Origin of the sequence: Dokdonia sp. 4H-3-7-5 (assembly GCF_000212355.1) — a bacterium.
Classification (GTDB): Bacteria; Bacteroidota; Bacteroidia; order Flavobacteriales; family Flavobacteriaceae; genus Dokdonia.
The window spans coordinates 2,740,946-2,759,163 of record NC_015496.1; the positions used below are offsets into that span (position 1 = coordinate 2,740,946).

Genomic DNA, 18,218 nt, shown 5'->3' on the forward strand with positions numbered 1-18,218 from the left:
AAGATATTTATGTCTGACGTTGCGGCTATCAAGAATCTAGTTGAGAAACACAAGATTCTAAAAGCAGAAATTTCAAAGATTATTGTAGGTCAAGATAAAGTAATTGATGAGATTCTTTTATCTATATTTTCTGGAGGTCACGCTTTACTTATAGGTGTTCCTGGGCTCGCGAAAACCTTGATGGTAAATACCATTGCAACAACTCTCGGACTTGATTTTAAGAGAATACAATTTACACCAGATTTAATGCCCAGTGATATTCTAGGTTCTGAAATTCTGGATGAATCTCGTAAGTTTAAATTTATTAAAGGACCTATATTTTCAAATATTGTCCTTGCAGATGAGATTAACCGTACACCTCCAAAAACGCAGGCTGCACTTTTAGAAGCAATGCAAGAGCGCGTGGTAACGGTTGCAGGAGAGCGATACCCACTGTCGCTTCCTTACTTTGTGTTGGCCACTCAAAACCCAATAGAACAGGAGGGAACCTATCCATTACCAGAGGCGCAATTAGACCGTTTTATGTTTTCTATTAACCTCGATTACCCTTCTTTTCAAGAAGAGGTAGACGTGGTAAAGGCAACGACATCTGCGGCAAAACCTACGGTAAATGCACTGCTAAGTGCACAAGAGATTATAGATGTTCAACAGCTAGTAAGACGTATTCCAGTTGCAGACAACGTAATTGAATATGCTGTAAATCTTGTAAGTAAAACCCGACCTAAAACAGACAAGGCGGCTCAGATTGTAAATGATTACATAGACTGGGGAGCGGGGCCAAGAGCATCACAAAACTTAATACTAGGAGCAAAAACTCATGCGGCTGTGCAAGGTAAATTCTCACCAGATATTGAAGATGTTCAGGCAGTAGCCACCGGTATACTTCGCCACCGAATGATAAAAAATTATAAAGCAGAAGCAGAAGGTCTAAGTATAGAAGATATTATTAAGAGCTTATTCTAATACGCTTTCGCGAAAAATTGCTGCTGTAATCTCAAAAGTAAGATACCTACGGAAGCAGTCTTTTGATAACAACCTATTTATACGCTAATTTGCTAAAAATCTTAAGCCATTATATCCATCTCGTGATATAATGGCTATTTCTATTTCACATAATTTCGGGATTATTGAAAAGGATTCATAAATGTCAATTTTACTTCAATTTTCATGCTTTCTAGATAGCATAAGTGTATATGCGTGATATTATATTCAATAAAATCACATTTTCGCGAAAGCGGACCATTACAATGAGGAAATTTTATGAGGGTTAAATTGTCAATATGATAATTTGAGTTACTTCTTTTTTTGAATTTGATAATTACTTCGCAATATTTAAGATGGTTTATCAATACGCGCTATAGGCTAACTATGGGGCTTGCAGCTATTGTTATTCTTTGAGGTATTTTGTATTTTCGTGAACCGCAAATTTGAGCGGTACTAATTAACAACCCTAATACACTATATATGGCATTTGATATTGATATGATCAAGAAGGTTTATGCAAATATGACTGAGCGTGTAGACGCCGCTCGTGACCTTGTAGGTAAGCCCTTGACACTTTCTGAAAAGATTTTATATTCTCACCTATGGGAGGGAAAAGCTTCTAAAGCGTTTACTCGTGGTAAGGATTATGTAGACTTTGCTCCAGATCGTATCGCTTGTCAAGATGCTACTGCACAGATGGCATTATTGCAATTTATGCAAGCTGGAAAAGATAAAGTTGCAGTGCCAACTACGGTACACTGTGATCACTTGATTCAAGCAAAAGAAGGTGCTGAAAAGGATCTTAAGAACGCAAACGATGTATCTAGTGAGGTTTTTAACTTCTTAGAATCTGTTTCTAATAAATATGGTATCGGTTTCTGGAAACCAGGAGCTGGTATTATACACCAAGTAGTTCTTGAAAACTATGCTTTCCCAGGTGGAATGATGATAGGTACAGACTCTCACACTGTAAACGCTGGCGGACTAGGAATGGTTGCGATAGGTGTAGGTGGAGCAGATGCTGTAGATGTGATGGCTGGAATGGCTTGGGAACTTAAATTTCCTAAATTAATAGGAGTTAGACTTACAGGAAAACTTTCTGGATGGACAGCGCCTAAAGACGTTATTCTTAAGGTAGCTGAGATTCTTACTGCAAAAGGAGGAACCGGAGCAATTGTGGAATATTTTGGCCCAGGAGCTACAGCAATGTCTTGTACTGGTAAAGGTACTATCTGTAACATGGGAGCAGAGATAGGAGCAACAACTTCTACTTTTGGTTATGATGAGTCTATGGAGCGTTACTTACGTGCTACAGACCGTGCAGATGTTGCAGACGCAGCAAATGATGTAAAAGAATATCTTACAGCAGATAAAGAAGTATATGCAAATCCTGAGCAGTATTTTGATCAAGTAATTGATATTAATCTTTCTGAGTTAGGACCTTTACTTAATGGACCTTTTACTCCAGACCTTTCTACAACGGTAGGAAAGGATATGACTGAGAAAGCTACTAAAAATGAATGGCCTCTTAATGTAGAGTGGGGACTTATAGGTTCTTGTACAAACTCTTCATATGAAGATCTATCTAGAGCTTCATCTATTGCGCAACAAGCACTAGATAAAGGAATAAAAATGAAATCAGAACTTGGGATCAACCCTGGATCTGAGCTTGTACGTTATACTACAGAGCGTGATGGAATCTTAGGAATCTTTGAAAAACTAGATGCTAAGATTTTTACAAATGCTTGTGGACCATGTATTGGGCAATGGGCACGTTACAGTGATCCAAAAAATGCTCCTAAAAACAGTATTGTACACTCATTTAATAGAAACTTTGCAAAGCGTGCAGATGGTAACCCTAATACACACGCATTTGTAGCTTCACCTGAAGTTACTGCAGCAATTGCAATTTCTGGACGCTTAGATTTTAACCCTATGACAGATACGCTTCTTAATGAAGATGGTCAAGAAGTTATGTTTGACGAGCCTACAGGATGGGAGCTTCCTCCAAAAGGATTTGAAGTTAAGGATAATGGTTACCTTGCTCCAGTAGAAGATGGTAGTGGTGTAATTGTAAAAGTAGCTGCAGACTCTGAGCGCCTTGAGTTATTAACTCCGTTTGAGCCTATCCTTGATAGTGAAATGCAAGGAATGAAATTGCTTATTAAAGCTTTTGGGAAATGTACTACAGATCACATTTCAATGGCTGGGCCATGGTTACGTTATAGAGGTCACTTAGATAACATTTCTAATAACTGTTTAATAGGTGCTGTAAATGCATTTGGTAAGAAAACAAACTTTGTTAAGAACCAGATGGATGGAGAATTTGGTGGAGTACCAGATACTGCACGTGCATATAAGAAAGCGGGAATTAAAACTGTAGTAGTAGGAGATCATAACTATGGTGAAGGTTCTTCACGTGAGCACGCTGCTATGGAGCCTCGCCACTTAGGTGTAGCTGCCGTGATTGTAAAATCATTTGCACGTATACACGAGACAAACCTTAAGAAGCAGGGAATGTTAGGTCTCACATTTGCAAATGAAGCAGATTATGACTTAATCCAAGAAGACGATACATTCAACTTTATAGATATTGCTAGCTTTGCACCAGACAAGCCACTTACAGTAGAGCTTGTACATGCAGATGGAAGTAAGGATACTATTGAAGTAAACCACACGTACAACGATGCTCAGATAGCATGGTACCGTGAGGGAAGTGCCCTTAATTTAATAAAAAAGGAGAACGCTGCATAAGTAGTAATCTTTTTAAACTATAAAAAATCTCCGCTGGTAACAGCGGAGATTTTTTTTTTGAAGTATGAACACTTTTTATTCTGCGTAGGCTCCAGAAGAATATGTCAACTCATAACTGTGAGTGTATATTTCAAATACAATTCCAAAAGGATCTTCTACGTAACACATCTTATAAGGTTTGTCTTTTGGGTAGTACTCTCTTATGGGCATTCTTTGCTTTCCTCCATAAGAAACAATTTTTTCAATGAGTTCTTCAATATTTGGATCTTGAACGCAAAAGTGAAAAAGTCCTGTATTAAAGGGGTTGAATTCTGGAGCTTCTTTTACACCGTGAGGGAACGAAAATAACTCTACTCCTATACCATCAGAAGTAGATAGGTGTGCTATCTCAAAAGTTTCCCAATCGTCGCCAAAAACATCAATGCACATTTGACCTATTGCAGTCTCTTTTTCTTTTTTTACGACAGATGGAGGCATAATGACATACCACCCCATAACCTCTGAGTAAAACGCAACCGCTTTTTTGATATCTGGAACAGATAAACCAATGTGAGAAAATGATTTTGGATAATTCTTAATAGTGCTCATAATTATATTTTTCTTCAAAATTAGACTATATTGTTTAAGATGTCAATAACTTACCAAAATGTTATATACATTACTAAAAGAGTAAAATTCTGAAATACAATAATATAAACTTAATAAATGAGTAATAAAATTGCCTGCCCGCTTAATTACACTATGAATTTAATAGGTACCAAATGGAAACCATTGGTTTTATTTCACTTAATAGAAGGAGCTTTACGTTCTGGTGTATTACAAAAGAAAGTGCCAGGAATTTCCAATAAAATGTTTACACAAACCGTACGCGAATTAGAAAAAGATGGTCTTGTTAATAGAAAAGTTTTCCCTGTTGTACCACCGAGGGTAGAGTATAGCCTTACAAAGAGAGGGGCTTCTTTAATACCTATTTTAAAAAGCCTTGATGCTTGGGGAGCTATCGATGGAAATAATATTTACTGAAGTGATTGCTTAATGTAAATAGCAGAATGATTTATAAGAGAAAAAAGAAAGCGCTATTTGTATATAAATAACATAAGATGCAATAAGAAGAATTTATCACAATTACGAATCCTAGGCTATGTAGTTATTTTCAAATGTTTATTTATTGTGTTGGTTAGTATGGTTGTAGAAATTGGTTTTGATATGTAATCATCAAAGCCAGCATTAAGCATTTTTTCCTTATCTCCTGACATTGCTAGCCCGGTTTGAGCAATGATTGTAAGTTCTTTATTAGTCTTCCTTATTTCCTCTAATGCTTCATTACCATCCATAATAGGCATATTGATATCCATCAACACTAAGTCTATGTTAGAATTTTTGTGAACTAGCTCAACAGCCTCTTTTCCATTAATAGCTCGTAAAATGGTACAGTCATAATCCGAAAGGCAAGCTTGTATATAAAGAAAACTTAAGTTGTCATCTTCTGCTATTAAGATTGTAAAATCACCACTTTCTAAAGTAGTTTCATTAAATGTATTTGCTAAGTTAGTTTTGCTGACTATTTTTTTATAAGGTATTGTAAAGAAAAATGTTGATCCTTCTCCTATTTGAGAATCGATCCACACTTCTCCATTTAGAAGTTTTATGAGACCTTCTACAATAGAAAGGCCAAGACCTACACCGAGGTTATGAGTTTGCTCGCGTCTTCCTTGTGTAAACCTGTCAAAAATGTTTTTTTGTTCTTCTTCTTCTATTCCAATACCTGAATCTTTTACAAAGAATTTAAGGTTCTTTTCATAAAGGGAGTATCCAAATTCAATTGTTCCTTGTTTAGTAAATTTTATAGCATTCTCTAATAAGTTTGATATAATCTGTACTAATTTATTTTCATCTGTTTCAATGAAGCTATCTGCGTCATCAAGCCCCATTTCTATAATGAGTTTCACTCCTGAATTCTCTAATTTTAAAAGATATTTTGAATAAATATCTTTTATGATAATATTTAGATTAACTCGTGAATTATCAATATGAATAATGTTTGATTCAATCTTGGAAATATCAACAATGTTAGAAATAAAACTTAATAAGCGATGTCCCTCTTTTTCTATAAGTTCTAAGTAGATATCTCTTTTTTCTTCTGATATATTTTTTCTCCTCAATAATTCTGAAAATCCCAAAATACCGTTCATAGGAGTACGCATCTCGTGACTTAAATTTGCAAGAAAAGCAGATTTTAATCTATCACTTTCTTCCGCTTTTTCCTTGGCACTTATTAATTCTCTAGATAATAATTTTTGTTGTGTGATATCTTGATTTGTTCCTGCAAGACTTATGACATTTCCGGCATCATCCATTATAGGTTGGCATATTGCCCGTACAGTTTTTTGAGGATGGTCAGGAATACAAATTCTATATTCAATCTTATATGGCGCACCAGAATTAGTGGCTTCATCTACTGCATTTTTAAGTATTTCTCTATCATCTGGATGAACTCTATCAATGACGCTTAGATACTCAGGGTTGTCCTTTCCATATTTATAACCCCAAATGTTATACATTTCCTTAGACCATTCCATTTTCATAGTTAATGGCTTAACAAGCCAGCTACCTATTTTAGCTAGGGCTTGAGCATCACTTAATTCTTTCTCTGTTTTATCTAATAATAACTTAGCTTTTAGTTTGTCTTTTTCATTCTGTCTCTGCGCAGTTATATCAATGAAAATCATCACAATTTCCTTGATCTCCCCAGTACTACTTAATACTGGGAAGCCATTGAGAGTTACCCAAGTAATATCTTCTTTATCTTCTCGCTTCAAGCCTATAACTTGGTTTTTTATTGACTCTTTTGTCTTTGCAATTTTATTTACAGGATAATCTGCAATTGCTAGTGGGGATGCATTAAGATTTACAAGTTTCAGTTCCATACTTTCACCTGTTTTTCCTTGTACATACTTCTCATCAAAACCTAGAATCTGAGATGCTCTATAGTTGCACTGCACAATTGATGTATCTGGTGCATGAACAACTACACCAGCTTCTAGATTAAGCATTAGTATACGAAAGCGTTCTTCATTTTCTTCTGCACGTTCTTTTGCTTCTTTTATTAAGTTTTCTGTTTTAAAGCGTTCTGTAATGTCATGTATAACTCCAACGATAAAAATATTTCCGTTAGAATCAATAAAGCGTGTCTTTCTTGTAGAAATTCTTTGAGTTTCACCCTCTCTTATAGTCAGTGACTCTTCTGTTATGTTTTCTATTCCATCAATTATTAATTGTTTATCTATACTTAAAAAGGCTTCTCTTTCAGCAGGTGAGACCTCCTCAGCGAGTGTCTTACCAATAATTTCTTGTCTCTCAAATCCAAAAAGTGTGCAGAAGGCTTCATTAACTATTACCAACCTGCTTTGGTCATCTTTTACAAAGACTGGATCTCCTATATTCTTTATTATACTATTTAAATGATTTTTGCTTTCTTCAGCTTTTTCTTTTGCCTCTATTAATGCTTCATCTATAAGTTTTTGCTCTGTAATATCTTGACCGGTTCCTTTTAAACCAATAACAGTTCCGTTAGGACCTAGTACAGGTTCACATATACACCTTATTACTTTTTGTGTTCCATCAGGCAGACATATCCTATGTTCTATATCATATGGAATTCCTTGAGAGCTAGCCCTTTTAATACAACTATCCCACAATTCCATATCATCTGGATGGACATGATTAAGCAATACTTTGTAGGGAGGTGTGCCTTGACTTGGATCAAATCCCCAAATGTGGAACATCACCTTAGACCATTCCATTTTTCTTACATCAGTATTAAATATCCAGCTTCCTACCTTGGCAAGTTTTTGTGCTTCATTTAGATCGTCTTCTATTATTTTCCTATCTGTTATATCTTGAGTTACACCATAAACTTTATCCTTTATAAACTCTATACCTAGGATACTTAGATGTCTTATTTCATTGTTTGTCCTTACAATTCTAAATTCGAACGGCTCCATTGATCTTTCGGTAAAAAGTTTTTTGATAACGTTCTTTACCTTAGATCTATCTTCTTCAAAAATTAACTCCCTTACATTGTCACTAGTAGGATCAAATTCTCCTTTCTTAACACCATAAATTTTATACATTTCATCAGACCAGTAAGCTTCATCTGTTTTCCACTTCCATTCCCAACTACCCATTCTCCCTAATTTTTGAGCCTGTTGTAATTTTAATATAGATTGTTTCTTGGCAGATTGTACGGCTTTTAATTCACTAATGTCTTGGATAGTGACTGGCACTGATTTTTGTTCTAATAAAGTTTGAGGTATACGTACAGATAACAAAGCCTTAAATTCAACTCCCTTTAAGGTTTTATAGTTTACTTCAGAGATGAATGCTTTCTTCTTTTTCCAAATCGCAATTATAAGTTTTGTAAAAACCTTTGATGCTCCTTTTCCAAATGTGTTTTGAATATTATTAAAAAAATCCTCTTTATTTTCTGCTTTAAACAATTTTAAAGTAGCCCCATTTACATTATTTACTTTTAACTTTCCTAATAATGTAGATAAGGTCTCAGGGTTTTTCTTAAGATATTTTTTGATATTGGAGACATTGAGAGTTCTAAGTCTTTCAAGTTCTTCAAATACGAGAGTGAAGTCTTCGTTCCATATAGAAATTGTAGAGTTATCAAACAGCGTTTTATAATCGTGCTCCCTTGCAGATTCTAAATCCTCTATTTGTCTTTCTAATTCTTGAAACTTAGACTTTTTATTTATTTCCATATTTGTTATAGCTTCAGCCATAATGCTGTCATTTAGACGGCTAATTGTCTTATTACTAATTCAATAAATAAAATTATTAAAAATATATAATATACTACTTACATTAATAAAAAAGATTAGATTCCGCTTTCGCGAAAGCGTAAAAACGTCGCAAACGTTTGTAGAATTTAATGCTTTATCGGCTTGTAAATGCGATAGATTAAGATTAATTTTAAATCATTTATCTGTTTGGGCTGATAGAATATAAGCATCATTTTTTTAATAATCTTTAATAGTTGTAAAGATTGTTTTCTTTTATTTTTGTAAGAAAAGACAATCAAATACTCTCTGCGACACCGTGTATTTAGTATTTAAATATATAACTACTTCTTATGGAAGATACCCAGTCTCACCTAGCACTTTATAATGAAGCAGAAAAGTTTATTTACTGTCTAGAGGCGGTTTCAGATGTGGATCACGAGATTACTACAGAGGTAATTACTACGTTAGAAGATATTGCTTTAAAACAAGGAATCGCTAGTATTTATAAAACCTGTGATTCTATAGAAAGCCTAGAGGAAAGCCTCAATATCCTCATCTATGATGACCATAATTTTAAGGATTATGAAATTATTTACCTTATTATGCCAGGCCAGCCTAATAATATCATGCTCAATGATTATTACTACAGCATTGAAGAAATTGCCGAAATTTTTGAAGGAAGAATGACAGGTAAAATCATTCATTTTTCAAATAAAAAAGCACTCGACTTAACTGACGAAGAATCACAATACTTTCTTGATGTTACTGGTGCCCGTGCAATCTCTGGCTATGGATCTAGCAAGAACACATTATCGAGCACAGATACTATAGATAGAGTGTTTTTTAGTATGTTTCAAGAAAACGAAGACTTTAAAGAAGTGGTGGAGGAGATGTTTCAAAAACATTATAAACTCTGTAAACTGCTTGATTTTAGATTGTATTATTAATCGTTACTTAAAGTGTGATTTTGTAAAATTCGCTTTCGCGAAAATGTGAAAAATCAACATTATCTTCTCATTCATTAAGCACATTAATAACAACGGAATGATAAACTCGATATCATTATAATTGTTGAAATATAGTATACTAGAAAGCGCTCTAAAGTAACAGCATAATAAGATTCCCTACTGTTAAAACTTGCAGGACAAAAAGCAGGATGCTCATATCTTTTTTAAAGCGATAACTGATGCCTATTGCAAGAAGAACAAGCAGTGGAAGCACCAGTCCAAAAACTACTCTAAAAGAGTAGATTTGATTCTTATTTGATGAAGCTAGCTTGTACCCATTAACTTCTTTAAAGAGCAAAGACAGTGCATAATCAATTTGTTTATCTTCTGCAGTAGTAGCAACATCCTTTGAAACCGAAAACTGACGAGTAGCAGTCACTACATGATACGTATTGTGCGAGTTTCCGCCAGCATTATAATATTTTTCTTTGTTTTTAGATATGGATACCACATCTTCCGTATACCGAGTTCCAGGCAAGGCAAAATCCATTAGTACCACCAGTGTTATAAGTATGGTAATGCCATGTATTATGCGGTTTGGGAGTGATAGTCGGCTCTTCATAATAAGTTGAAAACTACTATTAATTTGTTAACTCTATAATATCAGGATTTACTTGTTTTATTATGGAAGCTAGGTTGACTTTTTATTTGTCTCGCTATTCAAATATTGTTACAATCTTCAAGTTTTCGAGTCAGAGAAATCATTAGCAAAAGCTTAAATAACTGGCTTCCTATAATCTATTAGCGTACTATTAATCTTCTATCGCGAGACTTTAGACTTTATGGATTTAGTAGTCTCTTAAGTGTAAATATGAGTTGTTATACAATTGTCGTTGCCGTTTTACTCTTTCAACCTTCTCAATCTTTATCAAACATATTCATTCTTAATACATTAATCATAATTATAAAAAAATAATTTAGATTAATTCTAAATAGCTTTTTTGCTAAAAGGAATCATGCTAGTTTTGCGATCTATTTATATTTAATCTAAATAAAAACAAATAATGAAATATTTATTACTTTTCACGCAATTACTTTTTCTATCAGTCACAATGGCTCAGACAAATCCTACTATCGAAGGAACCGCAAAAGGAAAACATAAGGAGGCAATACCATTTGCAAATATTTATATTCCTACTCTCAAACAAGGTACAATGGCAGATGAGGAAGGTATGTACACACTTACTATAAAGAATGAAGGTATTTATAAAATTGAGATAAGTGCCATCGGTTTTGTAACAAAAACCATAGAGGCAAGCTTTATATCAAATCAAATAAACACTTATAATATTGTACTAGAATTTGATAATTCGCTTGAACAAGTGGAAGTCTTTGGAAGACGTAATAGTCATCCAGATAAAATAGAAGCTTTAACTAGGTTACCGTTAGCTCCACACGAACAGATACAAAGTATATCTGTTATTTCTGAAAAACTTATAGAAAAGCAAGGAGCTTTGACAATCTCTGATGCAACAAAAAACGTACCTGGAGTTTACACATTTGCCACATATGGCAATAAAAGAGAAAGTATTTCTTCCAGAGGCTTCAGAGGAATTCCAATTTTAAAAAATGGCGTTCGTGTGCATTCAGATTTTAGAGGTGTGGGTATCCTTACAGATATGCAAGGAGTAGATAATATTCAAGTTCTTAAGGGAGCTGCTGCTATAACTCAAGGTGTAGCTACAGATCTAGGAAGCCCAGGTGGAGTCGTCAATATTGTTACTAAAACTCCTAAATACCGCTTTGGAGGTCAGGTTTCGCAACGCTTAGGGAGTTATGGACTCACACGTACAACAGTAGATGTTTATGGACCGCTTAATGAAAAAGAAACTATAGCTTACAGATTCAATGGGGCTATTCAAAGATCAGATAGTTACCGTTCTGGAATTTCATCACAGCGATTTTATATCAATCCCTCACTTGAGTTTAAGATAGATGATAAGTCAAAACTTACCCTAGAACTTGATCATTTTTATGATAGTCGTACTCCTGATATAGGAACGGTAAATCTTGACGAGAATGATACAAATGCAATTTATGACTTGCCCCATCATCAATTTTTAGGTTTTGAAAATGACAAAGCAATTACCAAGAATACAACATATTCTGTACGATTTGATCGTATTCTCTCAGATAAGCTCACTCTTAAAGCAGCTTACTATGCATCACAGTTAGACCTCCAAGATAAAGGGGCAAGTCTAGGCGGGGCTATTGCTACAAATGATGAGATACAGTACAATCTAAGACAGAGAGGTTACTCAAATTCATATAGAAAAGATGATAACAGTACTTTACAATTAGACTTAGTGGGTAAGGATATTCAAACTGGCGCCATAAAGCATACATTTCAAATAGGTTTAGACTACAGGACAACAAACGCTTCTACTGGTAGTGAAACTATAAATGTAGTAGATACCCTCAATGTATTTAAAGCTAACAGTAGCGTATTACCTAGTATAAGTTTTCAAAATGAAAATCTAAGTTTTGCCGAGACCAATGCTCTAGGGTTTGTAGTACAAGATGTTATTTCTTGGAATAAATGGCTTAACACGTTTATTGGTTTGCGCTATAGCACTACAGAAACAATAACTGTTAATGAAATTACAAGTAGCGACACATTTAGTCCTCTTGTAGGTTTTGTAGTGTCACCAGTATCACATCTTAATGTTTTTGCTTCATATACAAATAGTGCCTACCCTCGTACAGGTAGTAGAATAGATATTAATGGTAATGCATTAGGAAATGAACGTTTTGACCAATTTGAAGCAGGTCTAAAAACGAGCTGGTACAACGATCGACTACGTTTTAATGCAACCTATTTTAAAATAAATAATCGTAACATTAATTTACCAGTTTATGACAGCAACTTTATCGCAACAGGATTTTATGAAAAGGGAGGTAATGACCAGAGACAAGGTATAGAATTAGAACTTACTGGTCGTATATTAGAAAACCTAACGGCAGTAGCTGGGTATTCATTCATAGACGCGCAATATAAAGAGCATACTTCATTTGTGTATGGTTCTTCACCTCTCAATACACCTAGTCATACAGCAAATCTTTATTTAGATTATAACTTTACAAATAAGCTCAAAGGCTTAGCATTAGGTGGAGGTATTTATTATACTGGAGATAGACCTGTGAATGATTGGTCTGCAGGAGCAATAAGCCATGAGGGAATTATACCTAACCAAGAGCCGTTTAACATAGCATCTTTTACTCAAGTAGATCTTCAAGCATCATATACCTTTAATGAGCATTGGAGTGGGAGATTATTAGTCAATAACCTTTTTGATGAGATTGGATATAATGCTTATAGAACAAGATTTATAAACCAGACAGATCCTAGAACGCTATCTGCGGTTATAAGCTATAACTTCTAATTTCCAAATAAATTAATTTACTAAAAATAAAATAGAATGGTCATCTCTTTAAGGTGATCATTCTCATTTTATATAATTTATGACAGCCTATGTTTTATTTACTCAAATAAATCTTCTATGAGTTTTTTTTCTGTCCTTATGCCAAAAGGCAAAAAGGCTACACATATTATATATGAAAGTGAGAACTAGCTATATGTTCTAATCATTTTCTTTTTTTTGAGCTTCTAAAATCACATCAGTTTCAAAATATTTTATTTTACAAATCTATTTTGAATATTTATATCTATTGTGTTCTCATCATTAGTGTACCACTCTACGAATGCGTCATATTCTTTTTGATGAGTATCTAACCATTCATTGTATTCTTTTTCGTTACCAATTTGGAACAAGTAATGATTATAAGCGTCAAATAGATTTTTATCAAGAAGCTCTTTTTGATAAGCAAAAAGTATATTTTGATGTATGCTCAAATCTTCTTGGTAGTAATTCTCAATAAATCGTTCTCTTATTCTTGATAGTGAATTTAAAGTAATTTCTTTTTCTTCAATTATAGCTAGGGTAATATTCTTACCAAAAATGCCGCAAAATGGAAGATTTACAGGCTCGTCAATATTTACTTTTGTTGCATCAATGTTAATCTCACAGAAATCAATAGAGATATCTGTATCTCCAAAAGTAATGGAGGATTTATAGGTCTCATAGAGAAGCTCACTCATCTCGATGGTGCGGTCGGTGGTTCTTTCTAAGTTCATGAATATCTCTCCATCAATTAGACCTGAAAGCTTATCAGGAGAATTTAAATAGAGCTTAGCAAGTCTAAAGTAGTTGGAAGCAAATGTAGGATCAACTTCAATCCCTTTTTGATAGTTGACTATTGCCTGATCATATTCTTCTTGATGGTGATATACGTTTCCTTTTTCAAGATGTAAATTACCGGCATTAGGAAAGCGTTCCATTCCCTCTTCATATTCTTTAATAGCCCTTTCTGGTTTGCCTAAATAACTATAGCAGTTACCAGACATTTGATAGACTTGGCTATTTAAAGTGTCATATTTCTTTATTTTTTTTAGAATTTTTAAAGCTTGGTTGTAGTCTTTAGTTAACACATGGGCGTAAGCAATCTCATAGGGGTAGGAATAGTTTATAGGATCGAGCTTCTGGCTTTCTTCCAAAAGCTTAATGCTTTCATCAATTCTACCCTCATCCATTATAGTGATGGCCTCCTTTGCTTTTTCTAGAGCTAGCTCTTTATTGGTTTGAGCGAAAGCAGTAAATACAATGAGTTGAAGAATGATAAATAGAACTATTTTATTCATAAGATGGTATTGTTATAAAAAGTCAAATTTATATTTAGTTTAATTATTGGGGTTATCCAAAACTCTTTTATCTAATAGTGCTTTTTCATAACACGTTCCAAACCCAATATAACTAATAGCATTTATTTTAATTTTTTCATTTTCAATCCATTCCGCATTTTCATTTATTAATTTTAATTCCACTTCGTTTTCAGATATATTTTCAATTCTTCCTACATAATATGAATCATCATCAGTTTCTGTAAACACTGTAATCAACTCTTCATTCTCTAATATCAACAAGCACTTAAAGAAATTATTCATTTTTTCGAGCGGTAGTTTTCCAATAAAATTCGTGTAATTGTTATTCTTTATTTCACTTAATTCGTTGTCGTCCCATTCTCGATATTTTTGTATTTCAAAATTCCTAATTATTGCGAAACCATCGTATTCTTTTGAGTCATCATTAAAATTGATAAAGACAAAAATATTATTATTCGATTTTAGGTAAATTCCAGAATAAACTTCATTTCGATTTGGAGCTAAGTCAACGTGAATTGGAATTCGATTTTTAATTATCTTTTGCATTTTTATAATTTGAACAAATTTTTGTTAATTCCCTAAAATTACAAAACGATTGTACCTTAATGACTGTGTAGATATCTGATTTAAAAATATTTAGAGTATAGGCTGTGGGATTAAACATACAATAAATTTTAAAGTTATGTGCCGCGCATAATATTACAAATAAAGCTTTAACATCATCTCAATAGATGTCAAAATAACACATCAACCACTTCTTAAAACCCAAAAAGGAGTTGTTAAACATACAACTCCTTTTTATTATTTACATACGGTTATCCGTATTATGGTGGTATTTAATGCAATTATGTGATTAGGATTCACATTTTCGCGAAAGCGTACTTTTAATAACGCACGTCTTTCATATCAATTTCGTCGGCAACTTCTGCTTTGTTATAGTTACCTCCTAGATCTGGGCATGCCATGAGGGTAGCGGCTCCTTTAAAGGGTACGGCTACTTTATTGTATCCATACACATCTGCTAGGGTCTGGGTGAGGTTTTTATCTCCTAGATTAATATCTACATCGTCCATGGTGAGCTGGCAAGGGTGCTCATAGCCGCAGGCGCGAGTGATTTCTAGTAGTTCTTTCTTGAAATTTTTAAAGTAATAGTGTGTGCGCTCTGCCTTATCTGGAATATCTATACCGCGCTGTAACCACTTGTTTTGGGTCGCAACACCAGAAGGGCAGGTATTGTTGTGGCATACCTTTGCTTGTATACAACCTACGGCAAGCATGGCCTCTCGGGCTACATTGATACAGTCTACACCCATCGCAAAAGCCATGGCGGCTTTAGCTGGGAATCCTAACTTTCCTGAGCCTATAAATACCACACGCTCTGTGAGCTGGTATTCCTTAAAAATTTTATAAATATCTGAGAATCCATAAACCCAAGGTAGCGCCACATGATCTGCAAAACTTGGCGGGGCAGCGCCGGTTCCTCCTTCACCACCATCTATGGTTATAAAATCTGGTCCTTTACCAGTAGTTGCCATTATTTTTGCTAGTTCGCGCCACGCATCCAGTTTTCCTATGGCAGCTTTAATTCCTACTGGGAGTCCTGTTTCATGAGCGATACTTTCTACAAAGTCAACCAATTCTGGCACATTAGAAAATGCTTTATGGTTAGGAGGAGAGAGTACATCTTTGCCCACTTCCACACCACGTATTTCGGCAATTTCCTTAGTAATTTTTGATCCTGGGAGTACACCTCCTTTTCCAGGTTTGGCTCCTTGTGAGAGTTTTACTTCTATGGCGCGTACTTGTGGGTTCTCGTCTACAAGTTTTTTCATTTTTGGCATAGAGAATCCGCCGTCTTCGGTGCGCACTCCAAAATAACCTGTTCCAAAATGAAACACTACATCACCGCCTTTTTTATGGTAAGGGGAGAGTCCGCCTTCACCAGTATTGTGATAGGCGTATGCTTTTGCACAACCTCGATTTAAAGATTCTACCGCTTTCGCCGAAAGGCTACCATAACTCATAGCACTTACGTTAATAATAGAACTAGGTCTGTAAGGGCGCGCTCTTCTGCCAGCCCCCATCACTTTTGCACATGCAAGGAAGTAAGGGTCTTTTGCATTAGGGTGATTTTCTTCCACCTTGTAGGGCATCATCGCATTATTAATAAAGATATAATGCGACTGGTTGATGTCACGGTCGGTACCAAAACCTTCGTAGTTATTTTCATTTTTGGCAGAGGCATAAATCCACCCACGTTCAATACGATTAAAAGGAAGTTCCTCACGGTTATTTGCGACAATATACTGGCGTAACTCTGGTCCAATACTCTCAAGCATATACCTAAAATGTCCCACAACTGGGAAGTTGCGCGTAATAATATGCTTTTTGTTGAAAAATATATCTCGTATAGCGACAATTATTACCACCAAAATCAGCCACATCCACCATGAGATATTACCTAAAAACTCAAGAACTCCTTCCATGTATTCAATTTTTGCACTAAAATACAATTTACTATCTCCTAGTCTGAAATTTTAATTCAAGTTTATTACTTACTTCTCTGGGGAAGTTTTGGTTGATGTACTATACGTAACATCTCCCTGACTCCCTCTTCAATGACGGACACTGTTGTGGGGTTTAAGTTTTTTTGCTGCGCAAAAAGAACTTCTTTAGTTCTCCTCTTCCTTGCCTCCGACGAGGGAGAAACGACCGAGAGGAATGCATAAGGTTAGGGGAGCGTTGAGTTCGAGTGAGTACGTAGCATCACATCACATCAAACCACTCACACCCTCACAAATCAAATAACTTATCATAAATTTACGGAAGACTATAAAGAGCACATCTACATTGAAAAAACATAAAACCTTATTAATTATTGGCTTACTTCTCATTCCGCAGATGGTCTTGGTTCGCTGGCTGGCGAGTTACCCGCAACTGGTAGAGCAATATTATAGCAACGGATTGTATCCTATCATGTCAAAGGCGTCTCGATATGCTTTTGGCTGGCTGCCGTTTTCATTTGGTGAAATCATGTATGCTGTGCTTATTGTGCTCGCTTTGCGCGAAATTGTACTACTCATTAAAAACAAGTTTAGAGGATTTAAAACCTTTCTTCTAAAAATGCTAGCCATTACTTCTATAGTGTATGGTGCTTTTAATTTGCTTTGGGGGATGAATTATAATAGGCTTCCCTTGCACGAATCTTTAGGTATCGGTAATGAGTACACCACCGAAGAGCTAGTACAACTTACAGAGAAGCTCATTACAAATAGCAATAACCTCCACAATCAACTTGCCGAAGATGAAAATAGCCGAGTGGTTTATTGTGACAATACAGAAGGTGAAAGTACTTGTCTTCAAGAAATATTTAAGGGAACGCTTAATGGTTATGAGACGCTTAAAACTCAGTTCCCAAAGCTTAGTTACCCACCTCAGGGTATTAAGAATTCGCTATTGCGATACCCTCTGTCTATAATGGGGTATAGTGGTTATCTCAATCCTATTACTAATGAGGCGCAAATTAATGGAATGGTGCCAGCTCATCGATGGCCAGTGATTTCTTCACATGAGCAAGCACATCAGCTCGGTTTTGCAAAGGAAAATGAAGCCAACTTTATTGCTGTGATGGCAACGCTTAATAACGAGGATTTATATTTTCAATATTCAGGGAGTATTTTTGCGTTGCGCTATGCGCTCAATGATGTGTACAGCCGTGATAAGGAATTAGGAGAAGACTTGAAAGCACGTCTTAATCCAGGTATTTTAGTAAACTATCAAGACTCTAGAGATTTCTGGGATGCGATGGATAATCCGCTGGAACCACTGTTTGATCTGTTTTACAGCAATTACTTAAAGGCAAATAATCAACCAGGTGGATTAAAGAGCTATAGTTATATGGTAGCACTTTTGGTTAACTATGATCAGCGTTTTCCAGATACATTCTGATGTTAAAAGTCTCTT

12 protein-coding genes are annotated in these 18,218 nt (G+C 35.0%); 6 read left to right on the plus strand and 6 right to left on the minus strand.

Going from position 1 to position 18,218, the window contains the following annotated elements; translation table 11 throughout:
• The first annotated feature begins 9 nt into the window (after positions 1-9).
• The gene (locus KRODI_RS12195) at positions 10-963 is read left to right on the plus strand and encodes an AAA family ATPase (protein ID WP_013751914.1); all 954 of its coding nucleotides are present in this window, start codon (positions 10-12) and stop codon (positions 961-963) included.
• 501 nt (positions 964-1,464) lie between these two features.
• Positions 1,465-3,738 (plus strand): aconitate hydratase, encoded by a 2,274-nt coding sequence (locus KRODI_RS12200; protein WP_013751915.1) that lies wholly within the window; start codon positions 1,465-1,467, stop codon positions 3,736-3,738.
• A 75-nt stretch (positions 3,739-3,813) separates the two neighbouring features.
• Here the strand turns inward: KRODI_RS12200 and KRODI_RS12205 are convergent, their stop codons facing one another.
• The gene (locus tag KRODI_RS12205; protein ID WP_013751916.1) at positions 3,814-4,326 is read right to left on the minus strand and encodes a lactoylglutathione lyase family protein; all 513 of its coding nucleotides are present in this window, start codon (positions 4,324-4,326) and stop codon (positions 3,814-3,816) included.
• A gap of 117 nt (positions 4,327-4,443) precedes the next feature.
• On the opposite strand from KRODI_RS12205, the gene KRODI_RS12210 reads away from it, so the two are divergent.
• Entirely contained in the window at positions 4,444-4,761 is a 318-nt protein-coding gene (locus tag KRODI_RS12210) for a winged helix-turn-helix transcriptional regulator (protein ID WP_013751917.1), read from the plus strand.
• Between the two features lie 116 nt (positions 4,762-4,877).
• Here the strand turns inward: KRODI_RS12210 and KRODI_RS15150 are convergent, their stop codons facing one another.
• On the minus strand, positions 4,878-8,528 hold the full coding sequence (locus KRODI_RS15150) for a PAS domain-containing protein (RefSeq protein ID WP_013751918.1): 3,651 nt from the start codon (positions 8,526-8,528) through the stop codon (positions 4,878-4,880).
• A 350-nt stretch (positions 8,529-8,878) separates the two neighbouring features.
• On the opposite strand from KRODI_RS15150, the gene KRODI_RS12220 reads away from it, so the two are divergent.
• Complete coding sequence (locus tag KRODI_RS12220) at positions 8,879-9,475, plus strand: DUF6642 family protein (protein ID WP_013751919.1); 597 nt, start codon at positions 8,879-8,881, stop codon at positions 9,473-9,475.
• Between the two features lie 151 nt (positions 9,476-9,626).
• On the opposite strand, the gene KRODI_RS12225 is transcribed toward KRODI_RS12220, so the two are convergent.
• Positions 9,627-10,097: a hypothetical protein gene (locus KRODI_RS12225; RefSeq protein ID WP_013751920.1), complete on the minus strand. Its 471-nt coding sequence runs from the start codon at positions 10,095-10,097 to the stop codon at positions 9,627-9,629.
• 442 nt (positions 10,098-10,539) lie between these two features.
• On the opposite strand from KRODI_RS12225, the gene KRODI_RS12230 reads away from it, so the two are divergent.
• Positions 10,540-12,918 carry a TonB-dependent receptor gene (locus tag KRODI_RS12230; protein ID WP_013751921.1) on the plus strand — a complete coding sequence of 793 codons (2,379 nt, stop codon included), beginning with the start codon at positions 10,540-10,542 and terminating at the stop codon, positions 12,916-12,918.
• Between the two features lie 251 nt (positions 12,919-13,169).
• Here the strand turns inward: KRODI_RS12230 and KRODI_RS12235 are convergent, their stop codons facing one another.
• The 3 genes from KRODI_RS12235 to KRODI_RS12245 all read right to left on the minus strand — a co-directional run bounded on the left by KRODI_RS12235 (position 13,170) and on the right by KRODI_RS12245 (position 16,741).
• Positions 13,170-14,234 carry a tetratricopeptide repeat protein gene (locus KRODI_RS12235; protein ID WP_013751922.1) on the minus strand — a complete coding sequence of 355 codons (1,065 nt, stop codon included), beginning with the start codon at positions 14,232-14,234 and terminating at the stop codon, positions 13,170-13,172.
• A 39-nt stretch (positions 14,235-14,273) separates the two neighbouring features.
• Positions 14,274-14,801 carry a hypothetical protein gene (locus KRODI_RS12240; protein ID WP_013751923.1) on the minus strand — a complete coding sequence of 176 codons (528 nt, stop codon included), beginning with the start codon at positions 14,799-14,801 and terminating at the stop codon, positions 14,274-14,276.
• 338 nt (positions 14,802-15,139) lie between these two features.
• A complete protein-coding gene (locus KRODI_RS12245) occupies positions 15,140-16,741 on the minus strand; it encodes an FMN-binding glutamate synthase family protein (protein ID WP_013751924.1) in 1,602 nt (533 codons plus the stop codon).
• Between the two features lie 364 nt (positions 16,742-17,105).
• On the opposite strand from KRODI_RS12245, the gene KRODI_RS12250 reads away from it, so the two are divergent.
• Positions 17,106-18,203 (plus strand): DUF3810 domain-containing protein, encoded by a 1,098-nt coding sequence (locus KRODI_RS12250; RefSeq protein WP_013751925.1) that lies wholly within the window; start codon positions 17,106-17,108, stop codon positions 18,201-18,203.
• Positions 18,204-18,218: the final 15 nt, after the last annotated feature.

Excerpts from the sequence above, each read along its gene's own strand:
- KRODI_RS12245 (WP_013751924.1), bottom strand. The coding sequence starts at position 16,741 with ATGGAAGGAGTTCTTGAGTTTTTAGGTAATATCTCATGGTGGATGTGG.
- KRODI_RS12240 (WP_013751923.1), bottom strand. The coding sequence starts at position 14,801 with ATGCAAAAGATAATTAAAAATCGAATTCCAATTCACGTTGACTTAGCT.
- KRODI_RS12210 (WP_013751917.1), top strand. The coding sequence starts at position 4,444 with ATGAGTAATAAAATTGCCTGCCCGCTTAATTACACTATGAATTTAATA.
- KRODI_RS12205 (WP_013751916.1), bottom strand. The coding sequence starts at position 4,326 with ATGAGCACTATTAAGAATTATCCAAAATCATTTTCTCACATTGGTTTA.
- KRODI_RS12220 (WP_013751919.1), top strand. The coding sequence starts at position 8,879 with ATGGAAGATACCCAGTCTCACCTAGCACTTTATAATGAAGCAGAAAAG.
- KRODI_RS12235 (WP_013751922.1), bottom strand. The coding sequence starts at position 14,234 with ATGAATAAAATAGTTCTATTTATCATTCTTCAACTCATTGTATTTACT.
- KRODI_RS12195 (WP_013751914.1), top strand. The coding sequence starts at position 10 with ATGTCTGACGTTGCGGCTATCAAGAATCTAGTTGAGAAACACAAGATT.
- KRODI_RS12230 (WP_013751921.1), top strand. The coding sequence starts at position 10,540 with ATGAAATATTTATTACTTTTCACGCAATTACTTTTTCTATCAGTCACA.
- KRODI_RS15150 (WP_013751918.1), bottom strand. The coding sequence starts at position 8,528 with ATGGCTGAAGCTATAACAAATATGGAAATAAATAAAAAGTCTAAGTTT.
- KRODI_RS12225 (WP_013751920.1), bottom strand. The coding sequence starts at position 10,097 with ATGAAGAGCCGACTATCACTCCCAAACCGCATAATACATGGCATTACC.
- KRODI_RS12200 (WP_013751915.1), top strand. The coding sequence starts at position 1,465 with ATGGCATTTGATATTGATATGATCAAGAAGGTTTATGCAAATATGACT.